This window comes from Pseudomonas sp. S2_C03, assembly GCF_054668405.1.
Genome location: NZ_CP162766.1, coordinates 1,139,635 through 1,157,070 on the forward strand (window position 1 = coordinate 1,139,635; position 17,436 = coordinate 1,157,070).

Annotated in this window: 16 protein-coding genes; 6 read left to right on the plus strand and 10 right to left on the minus strand. The window is 62.9% G+C overall.

All coding sequences use genetic code 11. The annotated features are described in order from the left end of the window. Positions 1-755 precede the first annotated feature (755 nt). From AB4N64_RS05115 to AB4N64_RS05135, 5 genes are all read right to left on the minus strand, one after another. The gene (locus tag AB4N64_RS05115) at positions 756-2,012 is read right to left on the minus strand and encodes an FAD-dependent oxidoreductase (protein ID WP_460122539.1); all 1,257 of its coding nucleotides are present in this window, start codon (positions 2,010-2,012) and stop codon (positions 756-758) included. Continuing rightward, a complete protein-coding gene (locus AB4N64_RS05120) occupies positions 2,009-2,245 on the minus strand; it encodes a 2Fe-2S iron-sulfur cluster-binding protein (protein ID WP_460122540.1) in 237 nt (78 codons plus the stop codon). The genes AB4N64_RS05115 and AB4N64_RS05120 overlap by 4 nt, the downstream gene beginning before the upstream one ends. Then, positions 2,238-3,353: an NAD(P)/FAD-dependent oxidoreductase gene (locus tag AB4N64_RS05125; protein ID WP_460122542.1), complete on the minus strand. Its 1,116-nt coding sequence runs from the start codon at positions 3,351-3,353 to the stop codon at positions 2,238-2,240. The genes AB4N64_RS05120 and AB4N64_RS05125 overlap by 8 nt, the downstream gene beginning before the upstream one ends. Further along, the gene (locus AB4N64_RS05130; protein ID WP_460122544.1) at positions 3,350-4,282 is read right to left on the minus strand and encodes a 4-hydroxyproline epimerase; all 933 of its coding nucleotides are present in this window, start codon (positions 4,280-4,282) and stop codon (positions 3,350-3,352) included. The genes AB4N64_RS05125 and AB4N64_RS05130 overlap by 4 nt, the downstream gene beginning before the upstream one ends. Positions 4,283-4,397: 115 nt before the next feature. Beyond that, entirely contained in the window at positions 4,398-5,069 is a 672-nt protein-coding gene (locus AB4N64_RS05135; RefSeq protein WP_460122546.1) for a GntR family transcriptional regulator, read from the minus strand. A gap of 224 nt (positions 5,070-5,293) precedes the next feature. On the opposite strand from AB4N64_RS05135, the gene AB4N64_RS05140 reads away from it, so the two are divergent. Then, the gene (locus AB4N64_RS05140; RefSeq protein WP_460122548.1) at positions 5,294-7,333 is read left to right on the plus strand and encodes an oxidoreductase; all 2,040 of its coding nucleotides are present in this window, start codon (positions 5,294-5,296) and stop codon (positions 7,331-7,333) included. 170 nt (positions 7,334-7,503) lie between these two features. Then, a complete protein-coding gene (locus AB4N64_RS05145; protein WP_460122550.1) occupies positions 7,504-8,400 on the plus strand; it encodes a 1-aminocyclopropane-1-carboxylate deaminase/D-cysteine desulfhydrase in 897 nt (298 codons plus the stop codon). A 7-nt stretch (positions 8,401-8,407) separates the two neighbouring features. Here the strand turns inward: AB4N64_RS05145 and AB4N64_RS05150 are convergent, their stop codons facing one another. From AB4N64_RS05150 to AB4N64_RS05160, 3 genes are all read right to left on the minus strand, one after another. Then, a complete protein-coding gene (locus AB4N64_RS05150; RefSeq protein ID WP_460122552.1) occupies positions 8,408-8,956 on the minus strand; it encodes a cytochrome b in 549 nt (182 codons plus the stop codon). A 119-nt stretch (positions 8,957-9,075) separates the two neighbouring features. Further along, complete coding sequence (phnX, locus tag AB4N64_RS05155; protein ID WP_460122553.1) at positions 9,076-9,903, minus strand: phosphonoacetaldehyde hydrolase; 828 nt, start codon at positions 9,901-9,903, stop codon at positions 9,076-9,078. A 141-nt stretch (positions 9,904-10,044) separates the two neighbouring features. Continuing rightward, entirely contained in the window at positions 10,045-11,154 is a 1,110-nt protein-coding gene (locus AB4N64_RS05160; RefSeq protein WP_460122555.1) for a 2-aminoethylphosphonate--pyruvate transaminase, read from the minus strand. 109 nt (positions 11,155-11,263) lie between these two features. Here AB4N64_RS05160 and AB4N64_RS05165 point away from each other — a divergent pair, with 109 nt between their 5' ends. Then, positions 11,264-12,124, plus strand: a complete 861-nt coding sequence (locus tag AB4N64_RS05165) for a LysR substrate-binding domain-containing protein (RefSeq protein WP_460122557.1) — start codon at positions 11,264-11,266, stop codon at positions 12,122-12,124. A 41-nt stretch (positions 12,125-12,165) separates the two neighbouring features. Here AB4N64_RS05165 and AB4N64_RS05170 read toward each other — a convergent pair whose 3' ends face one another. Then, on the minus strand, positions 12,166-13,497 hold the full coding sequence (locus AB4N64_RS05170; protein ID WP_460122559.1) for a type VI secretion system Vgr family protein: 1,332 nt from the start codon (positions 13,495-13,497) through the stop codon (positions 12,166-12,168). A gap of 219 nt (positions 13,498-13,716) precedes the next feature. Here AB4N64_RS05170 and AB4N64_RS05175 point away from each other — a divergent pair, with 219 nt between their 5' ends. Continuing rightward, positions 13,717-14,421, plus strand: a complete 705-nt coding sequence (locus AB4N64_RS05175) for a YebC/PmpR family DNA-binding transcriptional regulator (RefSeq protein WP_460122561.1) — start codon at positions 13,717-13,719, stop codon at positions 14,419-14,421. Between the two features lie 92 nt (positions 14,422-14,513). On the opposite strand, the gene AB4N64_RS05180 is transcribed toward AB4N64_RS05175, so the two are convergent. Continuing rightward, entirely contained in the window at positions 14,514-15,815 is a 1,302-nt protein-coding gene (locus tag AB4N64_RS05180) for a protein kinase (RefSeq protein ID WP_460122563.1), read from the minus strand. 501 nt (positions 15,816-16,316) lie between these two features. Here AB4N64_RS05180 and AB4N64_RS05185 point away from each other — a divergent pair. Together AB4N64_RS05185 and AB4N64_RS05190 are read left to right on the plus strand one after the other, a co-directional pair. Further along, the gene (locus AB4N64_RS05185; RefSeq protein WP_460126618.1) at positions 16,317-16,805 is read left to right on the plus strand and encodes a Csu type fimbrial protein; all 489 of its coding nucleotides are present in this window, start codon (positions 16,317-16,319) and stop codon (positions 16,803-16,805) included. A 143-nt stretch (positions 16,806-16,948) separates the two neighbouring features. Next, positions 16,949-17,428 (plus strand): Csu type fimbrial protein, encoded by a 480-nt coding sequence (locus AB4N64_RS05190; protein WP_460126620.1) that lies wholly within the window; start codon positions 16,949-16,951, stop codon positions 17,426-17,428. Positions 17,429-17,436 lie beyond the last annotated feature (8 nt).

Sequence of the window (17,436 nt, forward strand, 5' to 3'; positions counted from 1 at the left end):
AAACACGCAACAAGGCATCAAAGTGCCCAACAGCAAGATTCGGAGTTTGCCTACAAAGACTTGTAGGCGCTATCCGATATTTCACCATCACCGTTAAACGTAAACCTCTTCTCCTGTAGGAGCGAGCATGCTCGCGATGGTGGTTCGGGCACCGCGGGGTATCAGGCAGCCAGCGTCATCGTTGACGTCCATCGCGAGCATGCTCGCTCCTACAGGGATGGTGTACACCAGCAGATGCAGTGGCGATTGCAAGATCGCTTTCGCGAGCAAGTCGAATCGTCGCACCGCCGCTCCCACAAGGACTGCGCCAGTCAAACCAAACCACGAGGCCGAGCGTTAGCTCGCCTTGCAGGCGTTTGATCCACCCGCCCCTTCGGAAGGCTGAGTGGAGGCATTCATCCGGGGAGTGGGCGCGCAGCGCCGTGCGGCGTAGCCGCACACATCGAGAGGAGGTGCAGCGAAGCAAACCGGAGGCGATGTCCCCGGATGGATGCCGGAGCGAGGGTATCCCGAGCCTAGGCGAGGGACCGTACGCTTGGGGCTAGCGTTTTTTGCTTACTTTTTTCTGGGCCGGCATTCCGGGCGTTTGAAAAAAGTGACCCGCTGTAAGAGCGGAACCATAAGCGGCCGTTACCGCAGCAATGGATATATGTACTCAATCCAAAAAAAACGGTCGGCCCGAAGGTCGCCATCGCGGGCAAGCCCGCTCCTACAGGGGGGGGGACGCACAGGTCAGAAAACCCGGCGTCAGCCATTCAAGCAGGCGGAGTCTCATCCACACATAAAAACGTTTCGATCCGCGCCGGGCTGAAGGGCGGGCGTGGGGGCGAGGGTTGCCAGTCGAACAGGTATTGCAACGCCCCACCACACACCCGCCCCTGACAGGCACCCATGCCGCAACGGCTGGCCAGTTTGGCCTCACGCCAGTCGCGGTGCCCGGCGATGGCGGCGTAAGGCACGTCTTCACAGCGGCACACCAGAGTATCGGCCTGGGCCAACGCCTTAAGCTTGGGATCAAGCCGAAACGCCCCATTCAACGCCCGTGCAAACCCCTGCCAGCGCGCCCGTCGTGGCCAAAGCTGTTCAGCGGCAGAGGTTTCGCCAACCGCCGCAAGCCCGGCAATTTCCCCCTCGACCAACGCCAGTTCACTGCCCCCGAACCCGGTGCATTCCCCCGCTGCATAATGATCGGCCAGACTCGTCGCTTGCCAGGCATCTACCGCCAGCGCGGAGCCCGTCACCTCGCAGCCCAACGCCTGACCCAGCTGAACGTTGGGAATCAAGCCAAAACCACAGGCGAGTCGATCACAGTCCAGTTCGACAATCTTGCCCTGCTGGCTCAGGCGTACACCTTCCAGGCGGTCGCTGCCCAATGCCGCCACCACATGGGTGTCGGTGCGGTACTGGCGATCGAACAGATACAGGGACTGCACAAGCTTGCCCGGCCAACGCGGCAGTTGCAGCGCGAATCCCGCGACGGCGGCCAAAGACGCCTGCTCGGCGATGCGCACCACCTGCGCTCCATTGTGTTTGGCGGTGGCAGCACTGGCGAGCAACAGCGGGCCGCTGCCGGCGACGACTACCCGTTCGCCTTGCATCGGCAGGCCGCCCTTGATCAGGGCCTGGAGCCCGCCGGCCCCGGTGACGCCCGGCAATGTCCAGCCGGGGAAGGGCAGCAGCAATTCTCGGGCGCCGGTGCACAGGATCAGTTTGTCGTAGTCGATCAGCCAGCCGCGATCAGCATCTTCCACCAGCAGCTGTTTGTGCCCCGGGCAGGCAATGACCCGAGTGCCCGGGTGATGACGGATGTTGGCGCAGGCGTGCAGGCGCTCGCGCAGTTGCCGTGCCTGTTTCGGCAGGCTGGCCTGGGGGCCGTCGCGCCAGATCTGGCCGCCGGACAGCGGGTTGTCGTCGAGCACCACGATGCGCGCGCCACTGGGCGCGGCGGCGAGCGCGGCGCTCATGCCGGCGGGGCCGGCGCCAATGATCAAAAGGTCGGCGTATTCGTTCATGGTCGGGTCTGCACGTGCATGTCGTTTTGGCACAGGGTCTGGCAGGCCAGCCGGCGGCGGCCGTTGATGGTGACGCGGCATTCCTGGCAGATGCCCATGCCGCACAGCGGCGCACGGCGCTGGCCGGCAACGGAGGTGCGGGTGGTGCCGTCACCCGCCAGGGCGAGGGCGGCGGCCACGGTGGTGCCTTCGGCCACGTGCAGGGCGCGGCCATCCACAATCACGTCAGGCATGCACGACCTCCCCGAGGAAACGTTCTGGTAAATAGGGTGGCGCCGCCAGCGGCGACGCTTCGTTGAACAGCTGCGCGACCAGCAGGTCGGCGGTGCCGGGCGCCGTGGTGACCCCCAGTCCTTCGTGTCCGACCGCCAGCCACAGGCCTTTGCGTTGGGGGTGCTGGCCCACCAGCGGCAGGCCGTCGGGGCTGGCGGCGCGAAAACCGGTCCAGGCGCGAATGCCGTTGAGGTGGGCCAGGTCCGGCATGTATTCGGTGGCGCGCTTGAGCATCTTCGCCAGCATCCAGCCCTCGACTTGCGGGTCGGTGGTGCCGAACTGCCGCGAGGCGCCGATGAACAATTGCCCGGTCGGCCGTGGCTGGATGTTGCAGGCGGTGGACGGGCCCTTGGCGTTGTGGGCGCTGGTGACATAACCCAGTTCCACCAGCGTGTGGGTGACGGTGCCGGGGTAGCGGTCGGTGATCAGCAGATGGCCCTTTTTCGGTTCGATGGGCAACTCCGGGCACAGCTCGTTAGCCTGGATGCCGTTGGCCAGGATGACCGCTTCGGCGTGCAGCCACTGGCCGTCTTCGAGGCGTACGCGATTGCCGTCCACCTCGCTGACCCGTGCCCGCCGTTGTTCGATGTTGGCGTGGTCGAGCATCCAGCGGGCGGTGGCTGGCGCGTATAGAATGCCGTCGCCATTGATCAGCAAGCCGCCTTCCAGGCCTTCGCGCAGGGCCGGTTCGCGTTCGCGCAAGGCGTGGCGCGGAACCAATTCGCAGGCCACGCCCTGGGCTTGCAGGTTGAGGCATTTGCTTTCGGCCACGGCCATTTCTTCGGGGTTGGCCGCCAGCCACAGGGTGCCGTTGCTGCGGTAGGCGCAGTCGTCGGGCAATTGCGGCGCCTGTTCGCGCCAGCGTTGCAATGAGTATTGGCTCAGGGCCAGTTCGGCCGGGTTGTCGTCCAGCACCAGCAAGTGGCCCATGCCGGCCGCGGTGGCCCCGTGCAGGCCGGCGTCGAGCACCAGCACGCGCAGGCCACGCCGGGCCAGGGCCTGGGCGCAGGCGGCGCCGATGATGCCGGCGCCGATCACGATCACATCGGCCACCTGGCTTTGGCTCATGGACGAATGCCCCAGGCGAACGGATCGTCCTGCTCGATGATGAGGCTCGCCTCGGCGCTGATGAACGCACGGCCACGAATCGTCGGGACGATGCGCTCGCCTTGCCACTCGTAGGAGCCTTCGAACTCGCTGCCGATCACGCTGGCCTGGCGCCAGATCTGTCCCGGCTGCAATTTGTCGTCGGCGGCCAGGCACGCCAGCTTGGCGCTGGTGCCGGTGCCGCAGGGGGAGCGGTCGTAGGCCTTGCCGGGGCAGAGCACGAAGTTGCGGCTGTCGGCCTGGGCGTCGTCGGCGAACAACTCGACGTGGTCGATCAAGCCGCCGTCTTCACCGCGAATGCCTTGCACGTCCAGCGCCTGTTGCACAGCGTAGGTGTAAGCCGTCAGCGCATCGAGATTGTCCCCGGCCACCCGCAGGCCATGCTCGGCGATGAGGAAAAACCAGTTGCCGCCCCAGGCGATGTCTCCTGTCACCTCACCGATGCCCGGCACCTGCAACGTCACCGCCTTACGATAACGGTAGGCCGGCACGTTGCGCACGCTGACGCTGTGGTCGGCGTGCAGGGTAGCCTGCACCGTGCCCACCGGCGTCTCGATGCTATGCACGCCCGGACCGATTTTGCCCAGGTGCGCCAGCGAAGCCACCAGGCCGATGGTGCCGTGGCCGCACATGCCCAGGTAACCGGTGTTGTTGAAGAAGATCACCCCGGCACAGGCGCTGGGGTCGACCGGCTCGCACAGCAGCGCGCCCACCAGCACGTCGCTGCCCCGTGGTTCGAGTACGCAGGCGGTGCGCCAGTCGTCGTGTTGTTCGGCCAGAAGCTGGCGGCGTTCGGCCATGCTGCCGTTGCCCAGGTCGGGAAAACCGGCGGTCACCAGGCGGGTGGGTTCGCCGCCGGTGTGGGAGTCGATCACGCTGATGCGTTTCATGAAGGGACCACTCTCGCGTTCGGATAGATGAACGCAAGCGTGGCGTGTATGAGGCGTGGCGGCTTGATGGATTTATTCTGCACCGATGACGAAATCGGCACAGGACAGCCAGCCGTCAATGATGGTGGGGCAGGTGCTCGAACAGGGTTTGGCACACCCCGGCGATGTGTTCGTCGAGCAGGCTAACCGCGCGGTCGACATCACCGGCACGGCAGGCGGCAATGATCTCGCGGTGTTCGTGGTCGGCGCGTTCCTTGCCGGCGGACAGGCTCATCTGCATGCGCAGGTAACGCTCGAGCTTGTCATTGACCGAGCGGATCAGGTTCACCAAAAACGGCCGTTGCGCCGGCTCATACAGGCAGGCGTGCAGTTCCCAGTTGAGCTCGGCCCAGCGCCCGACGTCATCCTCGCCGACAAACTCCTGACAGATGCGCTCGGCCCGGGCGAAGGTAGCCTCGGTCATGTTGGGAATGGCCAGGCGCAGCACCTTGTCTTCGAGCAGCATGCGCACTTCGAACATTTGCGCCAATTCGGCATCCGACACCCGCGTAACCATCGCGCCGCGATTGCGCTGGAACATCACCAGGCCTTCAGCTTCCAGGCGCTTGAGTGCTTCGCGCACGGGAATCTTGCTGACATTGAACTGGCGGGCGATGTCGTCCTGGCGAATCGGTTCGTCCTCGGCGAAATGCCCGGCGACGATGGCGTCACGCAGGTGGCGGGTAATGATTTCCGAGGTCGAGGGCGCGTTGCCCAGGTCGGGAGCGTTGAATTTGGGTTGGGTCACGGTGGCGATCGTTCGGACTGATTTGCGCATATGGTATACGAATTCAGGTGCAGGACTCACTGCGCCTGAGACGCCATGCGACCATTAGCTGCACGATTAGGTCATCAAGTTGTCAGTTATGGTCATTGAGCCGTCACCTGAGTGCCCATAATCTGTTGCTCATGACAGAGGGGTGCCAAAGAACACCCCCACTTTATCCGTGATCGCTCGACGTGGAGTTTCCGATGACCGCCGCTCATTACCCGCACCTGCTGGCCCCGCTGGACCTGGGCTTCACCACGCTGCGCAACCGCACCCTGATGGGCTCGATGCATACGGGCCTTGAAGAAAAGCCGGGTGGCTTCGAACGCATGGCGGCGTATTTTGCCGAGCGCGCCCGTGGCGGTGTGGGCCTGATGGTGACCGGCGGCATCGGCCCGAACGACGAGGGCGGGGTGTACTCGGGTGCGGCCAAGCTGACCACCGAGGAAGAGGCGCTCAAGCACCAGATCGTCACCCGTGCGGTGCACGAGGCGGGCGGCAAGATCTGCATGCAGATCCTCCACGCTGGCCGTTATGCCTACAGTCCCAAGCAGGTCGCGCCCAGCGCCATCCAGGCGCCGATCAACCCGTTCAAGCCTAAAGAGCTGGACGAGGAAGGCATCGAGAAGCAAATCAGCGATTTCGTCACCTGCTCCGTGCTGGCGCAGAAAGCCGAATACGACGGCGTCGAGATCATGGGCTCGGAAGGGTATTTCATTAACCAGTTCCTCGCCGCGCACACCAACCACCGCACCGACCGTTGGGGCGGCAGCTACGAAAACCGCATGCGCCTGCCGGTGGAAATCGTGCGCCGGGTGCGTGAGGCGGTGGGGCCGAATTTCATCATTATCTTCCGCCTGTCGATGCTCGATCTGGTGGAAGGCGGCAGCGCCTGGGAAGAAATCGTCACCCTGGCCAAGGCCATCGAACAGGCTGGCGCGACCCTCATCAACACCGGTATCGGCTGGCACGAAGCGCGCATTCCGACCATCGCCACCAAGGTGCCGCGTGCGGCGTTCAGCAAGGTCACGGCCAAACTGCGCGGTTCGGTGAGCATTCCGCTGATCACCACCAACCGCATCAATACCCCGGAAGTGGCCGAGCAGATTCTTGCCGAAGGCGACGCTGACATGGTGTCGATGGCGCGGCCGTTCCTCGCCGACCCGGACTTCGTGAACAAGGCCGCCGCTGGCCGCGCCGATGAAATCAACACCTGCATCGGTTGCAACCAGGCGTGCCTGGACCACACCTTCGGCGGCAAGCTGACCAGCTGCCTGGTCAACCCGCGTGCCTGCCACGAAACCGAACTCAACTACCTGCCGGTGCAAACCCTGAAGAAGATCGCCGTGGTCGGTGCAGGCCCGGCGGGCTTGTCGGCCGCCACCGTGGCCGCCGAGCGTGGCCATCAGGTGACGCTGTTCGATTCGGCCAGCGAGATCGGCGGCCAGTTCAACGTGGCCAAGCGTGTGCCGGGCAAGGAAGAGTTCTATGAAACCCTGCGCTACTTCAACCGCAAGTTGCAGACCAGCAACGTCGAGGTGTGCCTGAACACCCGCGTCGACGTCGCGCAACTGGTCGAAGGCGGTTATGACGAAATCATCCTGGCCACCGGTATCGCCCCGCGTACCCCGGCGATTGAAGGGGTCGACAATGCCAAGGTGCTTAGCTACCTGGACGTGATCCTGGAGCGCAAGCCGGTTGGCAAGCGCGTTGCGGTCATCGGTGCCGGTGGCATTGGCTTCGACGTGTCGGAGTTCCTGGTGCACCAGGGCGTGGCGACCAGCCTGGACCGTGAGGCGTTCTGGAAGGAGTGGGGCATTGATACCCACCTTGAGGCGCGCGGCGGCGTGGCCGGCGTCAAGGCCCAGCCCCATGCCCCGGCCCGTGAAGTGTTCCTGCTGCAACGCAAGAAATCCAAGGTCGGTGACGGCCTTGGCAAGACCACCGGCTGGATCCACCGCACGGGGCTGAAGAACAAGCAGGTGCAGATGCTCAACAGCGTCGAATACTTGAAGATCGACGACGAAGGCCTGCACATTCGCATCGGCGAAAGCGGCGAACCGCAGGTGCTGGCGGTGGACAACGTCGTCATCTGCGCCGGGCAGGACCCGTTGCGTGAGCTGCACGACGGCCTGGTGGCGGCGGGGCAAAATGTGCACCTGATCGGCGGCGCGGACGTGGCGGCGGAGTTGGATGCCAAGCGGGCGATCAATCAGGGGTCGCGGTTGGCGGCTGAGTTGTAACAGGCAGGGTCTTCCTGCCAATGGCTATCGTCGGAACGCCGCCCGGGGCAAGCCCGCTCCTACAGGGATCACCTGACCATTGTAGGAGCGGGCTTGCTCCGGGCGGCGTTCCGACGATGGCAGTCCTTGAAGACTGTTAAAATGCCGGCTCTTAACCCAGAGCCAGCCTCATGTTTCCCCCACCCCCCCTGGAACGCCTCCACCTGGACTGGCTCACCCCCGCCAACATCGAACTCGCCATCCTGCGCCTCGACCAGATCGACCCGCTCATCAGCGGCAATAAATGGTTCAAGCTCACCGAACACCTCAAGGCCGCTGAGCGCGCCGGTGCAAAGGGCATCATCAGCCTGGGCGGTGCCCATTCCAATCATTTGCACGCATTGGCTGCCGCCGGTCAACGCCTGGGTTTTCGCACCGTGGGGCTGTTGCGCGGCCATGCGCAGGACACGCCAACGGTCAACGACTTGCAGGCGATGGGCATGCAGTTGCACTGGTTGGGCTACGGCGGTTATCGCGCGCGGCATCAGCCGGGTTTTTGGGAACCCTGGCAGACGCAGTACCCCGACCTGTGGCCGGTGCCCGAAGGGGGCGGCGGTTTGCCGGGCGCCATTGGCTGCATGCCGCTGAAGGCGATGGTCGGCGCGCAACTGAAGGGCCTGGGCTGGAGCGACTATGACGGCTCGTGGCTGGCGTGTGGCACCGGCACCACGCTGGCAGGGTTGATGCTGGCTGAAGCCGGTGAGCATCCGGTGTACGGAGCCCTGGCGGTGCCTGATGATCATGGTGTGGCGCAGCAGGTCGAAGCCATTGCCCGAGAGGCGCAAGTGCCGCCAGCGCACTATGAGTTGTTCGACGCCAGCCGGGGAGGCTTCGGCAACGTTGATCCAGGGTTGCTGGAGTTTATCGCCCAGACCGAAGCGGCCAGCGGCATTCCCCTCGAACCGCTGTACACCGGCAAGGCACTGCTGGCGCTCAAGCAACAAGTCGAAGCTGGGCGATTCAAGACAGGGATGCGTTTGATCTTCATCCACACCGGCGGCTTGCAGGGCCGCCGAGGGTTTGCCTGATAGGTGATCAGTTACGCTTGGGCATCATGCGCAGCAACGTGTTATCACGCACCACATAGTGATGATAAAGCCCCGCCAGTGCATGCAGGCCGATCAGCCAGTAGCCGAGGGTGCCACCCAGTTCATGCCAGTTCTGGATCTGCCTGGCCAGTGCTTTGTCTTCAGAGACCAGCATCGGCAGGTCAAAACCGTAGAACATCACTTGATTGCCTTTGGCACTGGTGACCAGCCACCCGAGAATCGGCATTACGATCATGAACAGGTACAGCGCCCAGTGCATCAACCGGGCGAGGGTGGTTTGCCACTTCGGCGAGGCAGGGAAGATCTGCGGTGCAGGGCCCAGGCTGCGGGCCAACAACCTGAGCCACACCAGTACGAACACCGTGAGGCCGAGCATGAAGTGCGACTCGACGATCAACGTTCGACCGCCGCTGCCTTTGGGAAAGATTCCGCGAAATTCGATGCAGGCGTAAACCAGTGCCAGCAGGACCAGCATCAACCAGTGCAGTGTGATCGAGACCGTGCTGTAGCGGGACTCGGAGTTTTTCCAGGGCATGCGACGTTCCTCACGGGTTAACTCAAGCCACCGTTCTTGGGCGACGGTGTGCCTTAACTGTAATCCTGTTTAAGCGTCTTTGCCTGTGCGCCAGGTCAACAAACCCCGCCCCCACAGAATCACGCGCTCTGCGGCATCTCACCATTGGCCAGGCGCCGGTTGATGTCGGCGATCACGGACGGCAATTCGACGATGGTGTCGATCATGTAGTGCGGGCGTGAGTTTGCGAACAGGGCCTGGATGCGCTTGCGTTCGCTGGCCAGTTGCTCGCCGTTGAGGGCTCGATAACCTTCGTAGTCAAGGCCCAGCGCATTGCCCGAGCAGAGCAGAGCGACGGTCCACATCCCGGCACGGCGACCTTCAAGGATGCCAGGCACGGTGTCATCGATCTTCACGCACGCCGCCACGTCCTCGATACCCAGTGCGATCACGTTGGCCAGTGCCTGGGCTGGCCATGGTCGGCCGTTGGGGACTTCATCGGTGGCCACCACATGGTCGGCGACGTAACCGTTGTGGGCGGCCAGTTCCACGACCTTGTCCATGACCTGCTTCGGGTAGCCGGAGCAGGAGCCGATCTTGATCCCTTGCTGGCGCAGGTGGGCGATGGTGTCCAGGGCGCCTGGAATCAACGCCGAGTGCTCGGCGATTTTTTCGATTTGCAGCGGCATGAAGCGTTGATAGATCGCGGTGACGTCATCGTCGTTCGGCGTGCGACCGAATACCTTGCGATAGCGTTCGGCAACCTCCGGCAGATTGCACAGTGTGCGGATATGGTCCCACTTGCCCATGCCCATCGGGCCCCGGGCTTCTTCGATGCAAATCTGAACGTCAAACTCGGCGAAGGCTTCGACGAAAATCTGCGTCGGCGCAAACGAGCCGAAGTCGACCACGGTGCCGGCCCAGTCGAGGATGGCAGCCTGGAGTTGTGTGGGGTGGGTGTAGTTCATGGTGGTCGAGTCCTGTGGTGAGTTTGAGCGCTCTGTAGGAGCGAGCATGCTCGCGATTGCTGTCTGTCATTCAGCATGGATGTTGCCTGACACACTGCTATCGCGAGCATGCTCGCTCCTACAGGGGGAATGGGTTGGGGTCTAGATGACTGTCACTTCCATCTCTTGCAGCACTTCGCCGATTGCCGCCACGGCGGCACGGATGTCGGCCGGTTGCACGTGGCCGATGCAGCCGACGCGGAAGGTTTCGACCTGGGTCAATTTTCCGGGATAGAGGATGTAACCCTTGGCCTTGACCCGTTCATAAAATTCCTTGAACTGGTAACGCGGGTCCTTCGGTGCATGGAAGGTGGCGATGATCGGCGCCTGTATGGATGCGGGCAGAAAGCTGCGCAAGCCCAGCCTGCTCGTCTCTTCCATCAGCGCCTGGCAGTTGGCGGCATAACGCGCATGCCGCGCCGGCAGGCCGCCTTCTTCGACGTATTGCAGCAAGGCCTCGTGCAGCGCCGCGACCACGTGGGTTGGCGGGGTGAAGCGCCATTGGCCGGTCTTCATCATGTAGGCGTGCTGGTCGTGCAGATCCATCGCCAACGAATGCGAATGGCCGGCGGCAGTGGCCAGCGCTTCCTTTCGGGCAAACACGAAACCCATGCCCGGGGCGCCTTCCAGGCATTTGCCCGAGGCCGCGATCAGCGCGTCGAACGGGATCTGCTGCGCATTGATCGGCAGGGCACCGAAGGAACTCATGGCGTCGATGATCAGGCGCTTGCCCTGTCGATGCACCACCTGGGCAATGTCCGCCAAGGGATTGAGGATGCCCGTGCTGGTTTCGCAATGGATCAGCGCAACGTGGCTGATGCCGGTATCGCCGCGCAACAGGCGGTCGACGTTGGCGGCGGTGACCGGTTCGTCTTCGGCGGTTTCGAAGGTGCTGAATGCGCGACCGAGCACTTCGCAGATTTTCGCCAGGCGCTTGCCGTAGGCGCCATTGATCAACACCAGAACTTTACCGTCACGGGGCACCAGCGTGCCGATTGCCGCTTCTACCGCAAAGGTGCCGCTGCCTTGCAGGGGCACGCAATGGTGACTGGCGCCGCCATTGATGATTGTCAGCAGTTGCTCGCACAGGTTGGCGGTCAGTTGGTTGAAGCGGTCATCCCATGAACCCCAATCGACCATCATCGCCTGGCGCGTGCGGGTGGACGTGGTCAATGGGCCGGGGGTGAGCAGGATGGGTGCGGCGGTACTCAATCTCGTGTCCTCGCAATCGATGGGGTGAAGCTACGGGGCCTAAATTGCAATTTGCCGACTTATCAATCAAATTGTTTGTTGTTATGCGAGCCATCAGTAGGAATTATTCATGAACCTGTTTCAGTTGCGTGCCTTCGATGCGGTGGCCCGCGAGGGCAGCTTTACCCGGGCGGCTGCGCGCCTGTTCATCAGTCAGCCGGCCGTGACCGGGCACATCAAGGCCCTCGAGGAGCATTACCAGGTCACGCTGTTGCGCCGAACCGCGCGACGGGTGGAATTGACGGAAGAGGGCACCAGGCTGGCGGCGATCACCCGGGCGATGTTCGGGCTCGCCGAGGAAGCGCAGGTGATGCTGGAGGCGAACCGGCAGTTGCTCACCGGGCGCCTGGAAGTCGCGGCGGACGGACCGCACTTGGTCATGCCGATGCTGGCGAGCTTGCGCGTCCGTTATCCGGGGATCACCGTGAACCTGCGCCTGGGCAACGCCCAGGAAACCCTCGCGGCGCTGTTGTCCGAGCATGCCGACGTGGCGGTGCTGACCGAGGTCGAGCCGCGCAAGGGGCTGCATTTGCAGGCGCTCTGCGAGTCACGCCTGTGTGCCTTGGTGCCGGCCGGCCATCCATGGGCGAAGACCCGGGGCGTTTCGCTCGAGGATCTGGATCAGGTGATCATGGTGCTGCGCGAACCCGGTTCGATCACTCGGCGGACCTTCGATCAAGCCTGCAACCAGGCCAATGTGAACCCTCGGGTGCTGCTGGAACTGGATAGCCGCGAAGCCGTGACCGAGGCGGTGGCGGCTCAACTGGGGGTTGGCGTGGTGTCGTCGGTGGAAGTCAGCCATGACCCGCGGGTGGCGGCGGTGCCGATCATGGGGGAGGGCTTGGTGAACTGCCACATGATGGGGTGCATGGAACGGCGGCGAGATTTACGCTTGATTCAGGCCTTTTTTGGGTTGGCGCCTGAGCGGTAAGCCGCGTTGCAGCGTCCGCGGGCAAGCCGCCCGCCCGCCATTTATGTGTCCATCGGCCGGATCAGCCAGTCGAGCAACAACCGGTCATCGCATCTGGACTGCCGGGCTGGCCGCGGCGTAGGCGGATGGCTCGCCGTGGCGTACAGCACCGGGCGGTCCGGGTCGCTGTCGAGAAAACTGACGAGCACTTCGCTGCCCGCAAGCGGCACGCGAGAAGGGTCCACTCGGCCATCGGGGGTGGTGACCACCATGGGTAACCACAATCCGCTGTGTTGATCCTCATCGGCCTGCGCCGTTGGCCATAACCGCACCTTCACCCGACCTTGATCGTCCAACTGAGCGGGTTCGCCCACCGGGCCCAGCACTCTCGCCGGTTGAAACCCCGGAATCGCGGGACGGGCCTGGGTCAGCGCGGGGCGAAACACCGTTGACCAGACAATGGCGGTGAATTGATTGCCGTATTGACGTGCCCGCTCGGTATCACGGCGTTCGAGAATCGAAGGCTGCTGGCCCTGATGGCGGATTTCGATCAACAGCCACTGGTCGTTGAAGTGCGCCAACGGGTGTTCCGACACCTGGAGAATGGCGCCGGTGCGCAGGGCACACTGGTTGCTGCGACCCTGCAACTGGCCGTGTCGGCAACGCAGGCGCTCGAGTATCCGGCGGCTGAGCCGTTCCTGATCGAGCGGTGGCGCAGTGGGATGCGAGGCCTGCGGTGGCGAAGTGTGGCGCTGGAACAATTCGCTGATCACCGGAGCCTGTTGGTCTTGCGTCGCGTCGCCGTTGAAACGCATCAACAGCGGCTCTGCAGGGAAACTCTGGCTGTCATCCGCCAGCACCAGTACATGGCGCTCGCGCTCGTGCTCGAAGTGAAAGTGGATACCTTCCTCTTCGCACAGCCGTTGCAGAAAGGCCAGGTCGCTTTCGTCGAACTGGATGCAGAACGGCTTGGCAGGATAGTGCCCGTCCTGCAGTTCAATACGATAGCTGTTTTCGGGCAGGCCGTTTTCTTCCAGCAACTGGCGCAGGATCGCGGGAACACTCCGTTGATAAAAGACCCGACGCGAGGGTTGCCGGTCGAGGTTTTGAAGCCAGGGCACCAGCACCAGCCGATAGTCGATCCGTTGCGTGCCCCGGTGTTCGCGGCTGGCGCTGTGAATGATGCCGTGCACGCCCAGGCCATCGGCGAAGCTGAAAAAAACCGGTTGTTGCAGCAGGCGATCGAGGTTGATGGCGGGCGCCAGGCCGATCACTTCGATCTCGAACCGAAAGGGCTGGTTGAGCGCTTCTCGACCATTGAACTGCAAGACCTGCAGGCTGAGATCACCATTGAGCAGGGTCAGGGTGTAGGGGGTTTCCTTATCGTTATGCATCGAACGCGCCTCGGCCAGGAAGTACAGGCGCAGAGGGTACGAAACCACAGCCGTTTAGAGTCATCGCAAAGCAGATTTCCGAATTGCCCTACAACAAGAGGTGAAGATGTCGATTCGGCACGATGGAATTTTTGGTCGATTGCCACCTTTAGGCCGTATAAACTTGCGCGATGCGTCGGCCAATAGATGTTTCGGCGCCATAGACCAAGAGAGTGAGTAATGGGCGCACAGTGGAAGGTTAAACACAAAGAAGCGGCAGCCAACGCCAAGGGGAAAATCTTCGGCAAACTGGTGAAGGAAATCACCATTGCTGCGCGCAACGGCGCCGATGTCGCCACCAACGCACACCTGCGCCTGGTGGTTGAACAGGCCAAGAAAGCCTCGATGCCCCGCGAAACCCTGGAACGTGCGATCAAGAAAGGCTCGGGTCAGCTCGGCGAAACCGTGCAATACCATCGCGTGACCTATGAAGGGTTCGCGCCGCACCAGGTGCCGTTGATCGTTGAGTGTGTGACCGACAACATCAACCGTACCGTTGCCGAGATTCGCGTTGCGTTCCGCAAGGGGCAGCTGGGCGCCTCCGGTTCCGTGGCCTGGGACTTCGACCACGTCGGCTTGATCGAGGCGTCCCCGGACAGCCCCGACGCCGATCCGGAACTGGCCGCCATCGAGGCCGGCGCCCAGGATTTCGAGCCAGGTGAAGAGGGCGCAACGCTGTTCATCACTGAAGCGACCGATCTGGATTCGGTGCAGAAGGCTTTGCCTGAGCAGGGTTTCACCGTGTTGTCGGCGAAGCTGGGCTACAAACCGAAGAACCCGGTCACCGGCCTGAGCGATGAGCAGATGGCTGAAGTCGAAGCCTTCCTCGAAGGCCTCGATAACCACGATGATGTGCAGGACATGTTTGTCGGGTTGGCGGGTTGATGTATTGAGTCATTGGTGAGGGCTTTGCCGTCTGGCAGGCCCTCATCGTCGGCACGCCGCCCGGGGCAGGCCGCTCCCACAATGAAATGCGCTCAAAAACGATCCAACTCGATCACTATCTCGCTGAACCCCGGCCGCGCCAGCACGTCGCCCTGACAGCAGCGGCGCTGCAAGTCCTCCAACCGCTCTCGCGCCTGATCGCTCAACCCCGAGTCGATCCGCTCCAGCAACTCCCCCAACAGCACCCCAAACGCGCGCACTTCGATGCGCTGCAGGGCACGGCTCTCGAAACTGTCCTGCGTGGCATGGAATGACGCCGCGCCAAAGTCCCCCAGCAGGCAATCACCGTGCTCGTTCCACAGGATGTTGTGGCCGTAAAGGTCACCGTGGGTGATGCCCTGACGGTGCAAGTGCTCACCCACCGAGGCGATGCCACGGGCGATGCGCAGCGCCACATCCGCACTGAATCGGGTGTCGTCGGCGTAGACGTCCCGGCTGCAGGAATCCAGGCTCGGCAAACCGGCGAGGTTGCGGTAGCTGGGGTCTACCAGCTCCATGACCAACCCGGCCTGGGCTTGCGGGTGTTCGACGATGCGTCCCTCGACCCGGATCAGGTTGGGGTGAAGGCCGGCGGTGATGCAGGCGTTCATTTCATGCAGCGGCGAGCCGTCGCTGGTCATTTGCCCCTTGTAGAGCTTGACCGCGACGGCCTTGGCCTGCTGCCACTCGGCCTGGTGAATGACACCGGAGGCCCCTTCGCCGAGTTTTTCCCCAAGGCGCAGTTGTGCCCAGTCAATGGTCGGCGTGGCCTCGAGCGCGGCAGCATCGGCTTCGGTTTCCAGTGGATTGCCGGCATAGGCCAGCCAGGTCAGGCTCGGTAAGGTCAGCAGCCAGTCGGGTAATTCGCTCAACTGGTTGGCGGCGATCCGGGTCAGTTCCAGTCGATGGCAGTTGCGCAGGCTTTGCGGCAGTTGGGTCAAGCGATTGCCAGCGAGCATCAGCTTTTGCAGATACGGACGTTCGCCCAGTTCGGTCGGCAGCTCGGTGACGCGGTTGTCGGTCAGGATCAACCAGCGCAGTAACGGCGGGAGCGCAGTGCCTGGCACGGTTTTAATGAGATTGCTCTTGAAACCGACCATGGTCAGCGCGGCGCACTGGCCCAGGCATGCGGGCAGCTCGGTAAACAAGTTGCGGTCACAGAACAGCACCCGCAACCGGTGTAGCCGATGAAAGTCATCCGGCAGGCTGCTCAAGGCGTTGCCACTGAGGTTGAGCACCTGCAGCGTGTCCGCCAGGTCGAGGATTTCCCGGGGGAATTGCGTCAGGCCGGCGGCCAGGTCCAGGCGCGTGGCGCCAGTCAGCAGGCCAGCGCGCAGTTGGGCAAGGGTGTCCATGAACAGATTCGCTTGATGAAGGGAGGGCTGTAAGGCCCGAAAAAAGGCGACATGATAGCGGTTTACGCGCCAACCGGGTGTATTCCCCCGACCACCACCTGGCAGGAATGCTCGATACCCTGGCGAGGAGACGGCGCAGTGAAGGCCAGCGCAAGCGTGAACGGTCAGGTGGTCGAATGGCCACGGATGTCACCTGTAATCGTCAAGCGGGCTCTCCCGAGCCGCGTCGGCCCCGTGTAACCAATTGGGGAAATTTGCTTCCAGTTTTGTCGGAGGGAGGGCGGTAAATTGGACGGGAAAATACTGGGCGTACAACTTTTTTTCCGAAGCTTTACGCGTCTACCTCGATAGTCCTGGATAAAAGCCCCCGTTTTTCCAGGGATCCAGGCTTTCGCGTTGCTGGAAATTTCTCGACCCATTGCTAACCTGATTTTCAGGAGCGACCCTCACCTGAAGGATTGGGCTGTGAATGGATTCGTTGGAGTGGCAGTGGCGAGTGTGATGCTCAGTGCAAACGTCTGGGCCGCCGACCTTCAAGTGCACGTACGGGTAGACGTACAGCGTGGCTGTCAATTGGTCGGGCAGCAACGCAGCGCCGGCGTCGAACAACTGGGTGTGCTCGACTTCGGCCAGACCGCTCGCCTGGACGATCCTGCGGGTCCGTTGGGGGCCGCGCTGATGAATGCGCGCCTACCTCGCCTTGAGTGCAACCCGGACACCCCTTACCAATTACGCATCGACGGCGGCCAGCATGGCGGCGTCGGTGACGTGCGCTACCTGGCGAGTGCTGCCGGCAGCAAACCCATCCCATACCGGCTTTACCAGGACCCCGCGCGGCTGATCCCGCTGGCGGTGGACGTGCCGATCAGCGGGCGGGTGCCTGATACCGGCAGCGTGGAACTGCCGCTTTATGCGCGCATTGAGCGATTGACCGACATTCCGCGTGTCAGCCGCTATACGGACCTGGTGAAGGTGACCGTCACCTGGTAGCCACACGTGTCATCGCCCCCCGAGGGAGCTGAGTAGTGCAGGAAAGCGGCCGTGGGTTTGAATGTCCTGAAGGAGTTGGGATTGGCGTGAAGACAAGCACACATTGGGCATTGATTGCTTTGGCGGCATTGATTTGGCCGGGCATGAACGCAAACGGGGCGGTCAGCGGTCAGGTTCATGCACGGCTGACAATCATCGCCGGTTGCGAAGTCAGCAATGGTGCCAGCCCCGATAACCCGGCCAGTGGTAGTGGCACTCTGGACTTTGGCCGGCCCGGGCCGACTTGGGACAGCCCGATCCGTGCCAGCCTGAGCGAAGACGGCAGCGGTCGCTTGAATGTCGCCTGCGACCCCTCCGTCAATGGTTTCACCGTCACCATCGATGGCGGCACCCACGGCGACGGCACCACCCGACGCCTGAGCAATGGCCGTCAAACGCTCCCTTATCAGCTGTTTCTCGATGCCTCGGGCAACCAGCGCTACAGCATCGGCCAGCAACACAATTTTGCAGTCACCAGCGGCACCCGAATCCCGATTCCGGTCTTCGGCTCGGTGGTGGCGAACGCTCGCGCGGTACCGGCCGGGATCTACACCGACACCCTGACCGTCACGCTCGATTGGTAAACCCGAAG

What these genes read in the sequence shown, in the direction of transcription:
- AB4N64_RS05190 (WP_460126620.1), top strand. Translation starts at nt 16,949, where the DNA reads ATGAACGCAAACGGGGCGGTCAGCGGTCAGGTTCATGCACGGCTGACA.
- AB4N64_RS05145 (WP_460122550.1), top strand. Translation starts at nt 7,504, where the DNA reads ATGTTTCCCCCACCCCCCCTGGAACGCCTCCACCTGGACTGGCTCACC.
- AB4N64_RS05125 (WP_460122542.1), bottom strand. Translation starts at nt 3,353, where the DNA reads ATGAGCCAAAGCCAGGTGGCCGATGTGATCGTGATCGGCGCCGGCATC.
- AB4N64_RS05140 (WP_460122548.1), top strand. Translation starts at nt 5,294, where the DNA reads ATGACCGCCGCTCATTACCCGCACCTGCTGGCCCCGCTGGACCTGGGC.
- AB4N64_RS05130 (WP_460122544.1), bottom strand. Translation starts at nt 4,282, where the DNA reads ATGAAACGCATCAGCGTGATCGACTCCCACACCGGCGGCGAACCCACC.
- AB4N64_RS05170 (WP_460122559.1), bottom strand. Translation starts at nt 13,497, where the DNA reads ATGCATAACGATAAGGAAACCCCCTACACCCTGACCCTGCTCAATGGT.
- phnX (WP_460122553.1), bottom strand. Translation starts at nt 9,903, where the DNA reads ATGAACTACACCCACCCCACACAACTCCAGGCTGCCATCCTCGACTGG.
- AB4N64_RS05120 (WP_460122540.1), bottom strand. Translation starts at nt 2,245, where the DNA reads ATGCCTGACGTGATTGTGGATGGCCGCGCCCTGCACGTGGCCGAAGGC.
- AB4N64_RS05165 (WP_460122557.1), top strand. Translation starts at nt 11,264, where the DNA reads ATGAACCTGTTTCAGTTGCGTGCCTTCGATGCGGTGGCCCGCGAGGGC.
- AB4N64_RS05115 (WP_460122539.1), bottom strand. Translation starts at nt 2,012, where the DNA reads ATGAACGAATACGCCGACCTTTTGATCATTGGCGCCGGCCCCGCCGGC.
- AB4N64_RS05180 (WP_460122563.1), bottom strand. Translation starts at nt 15,815, where the DNA reads ATGGACACCCTTGCCCAACTGCGCGCTGGCCTGCTGACTGGCGCCACG.
- AB4N64_RS05175 (WP_460122561.1), top strand. Translation starts at nt 13,717, where the DNA reads ATGGGCGCACAGTGGAAGGTTAAACACAAAGAAGCGGCAGCCAACGCC.
- AB4N64_RS05185 (WP_460126618.1), top strand. Translation starts at nt 16,317, where the DNA reads ATGCTCAGTGCAAACGTCTGGGCCGCCGACCTTCAAGTGCACGTACGG.
- AB4N64_RS05150 (WP_460122552.1), bottom strand. Translation starts at nt 8,956, where the DNA reads ATGCCCTGGAAAAACTCCGAGTCCCGCTACAGCACGGTCTCGATCACA.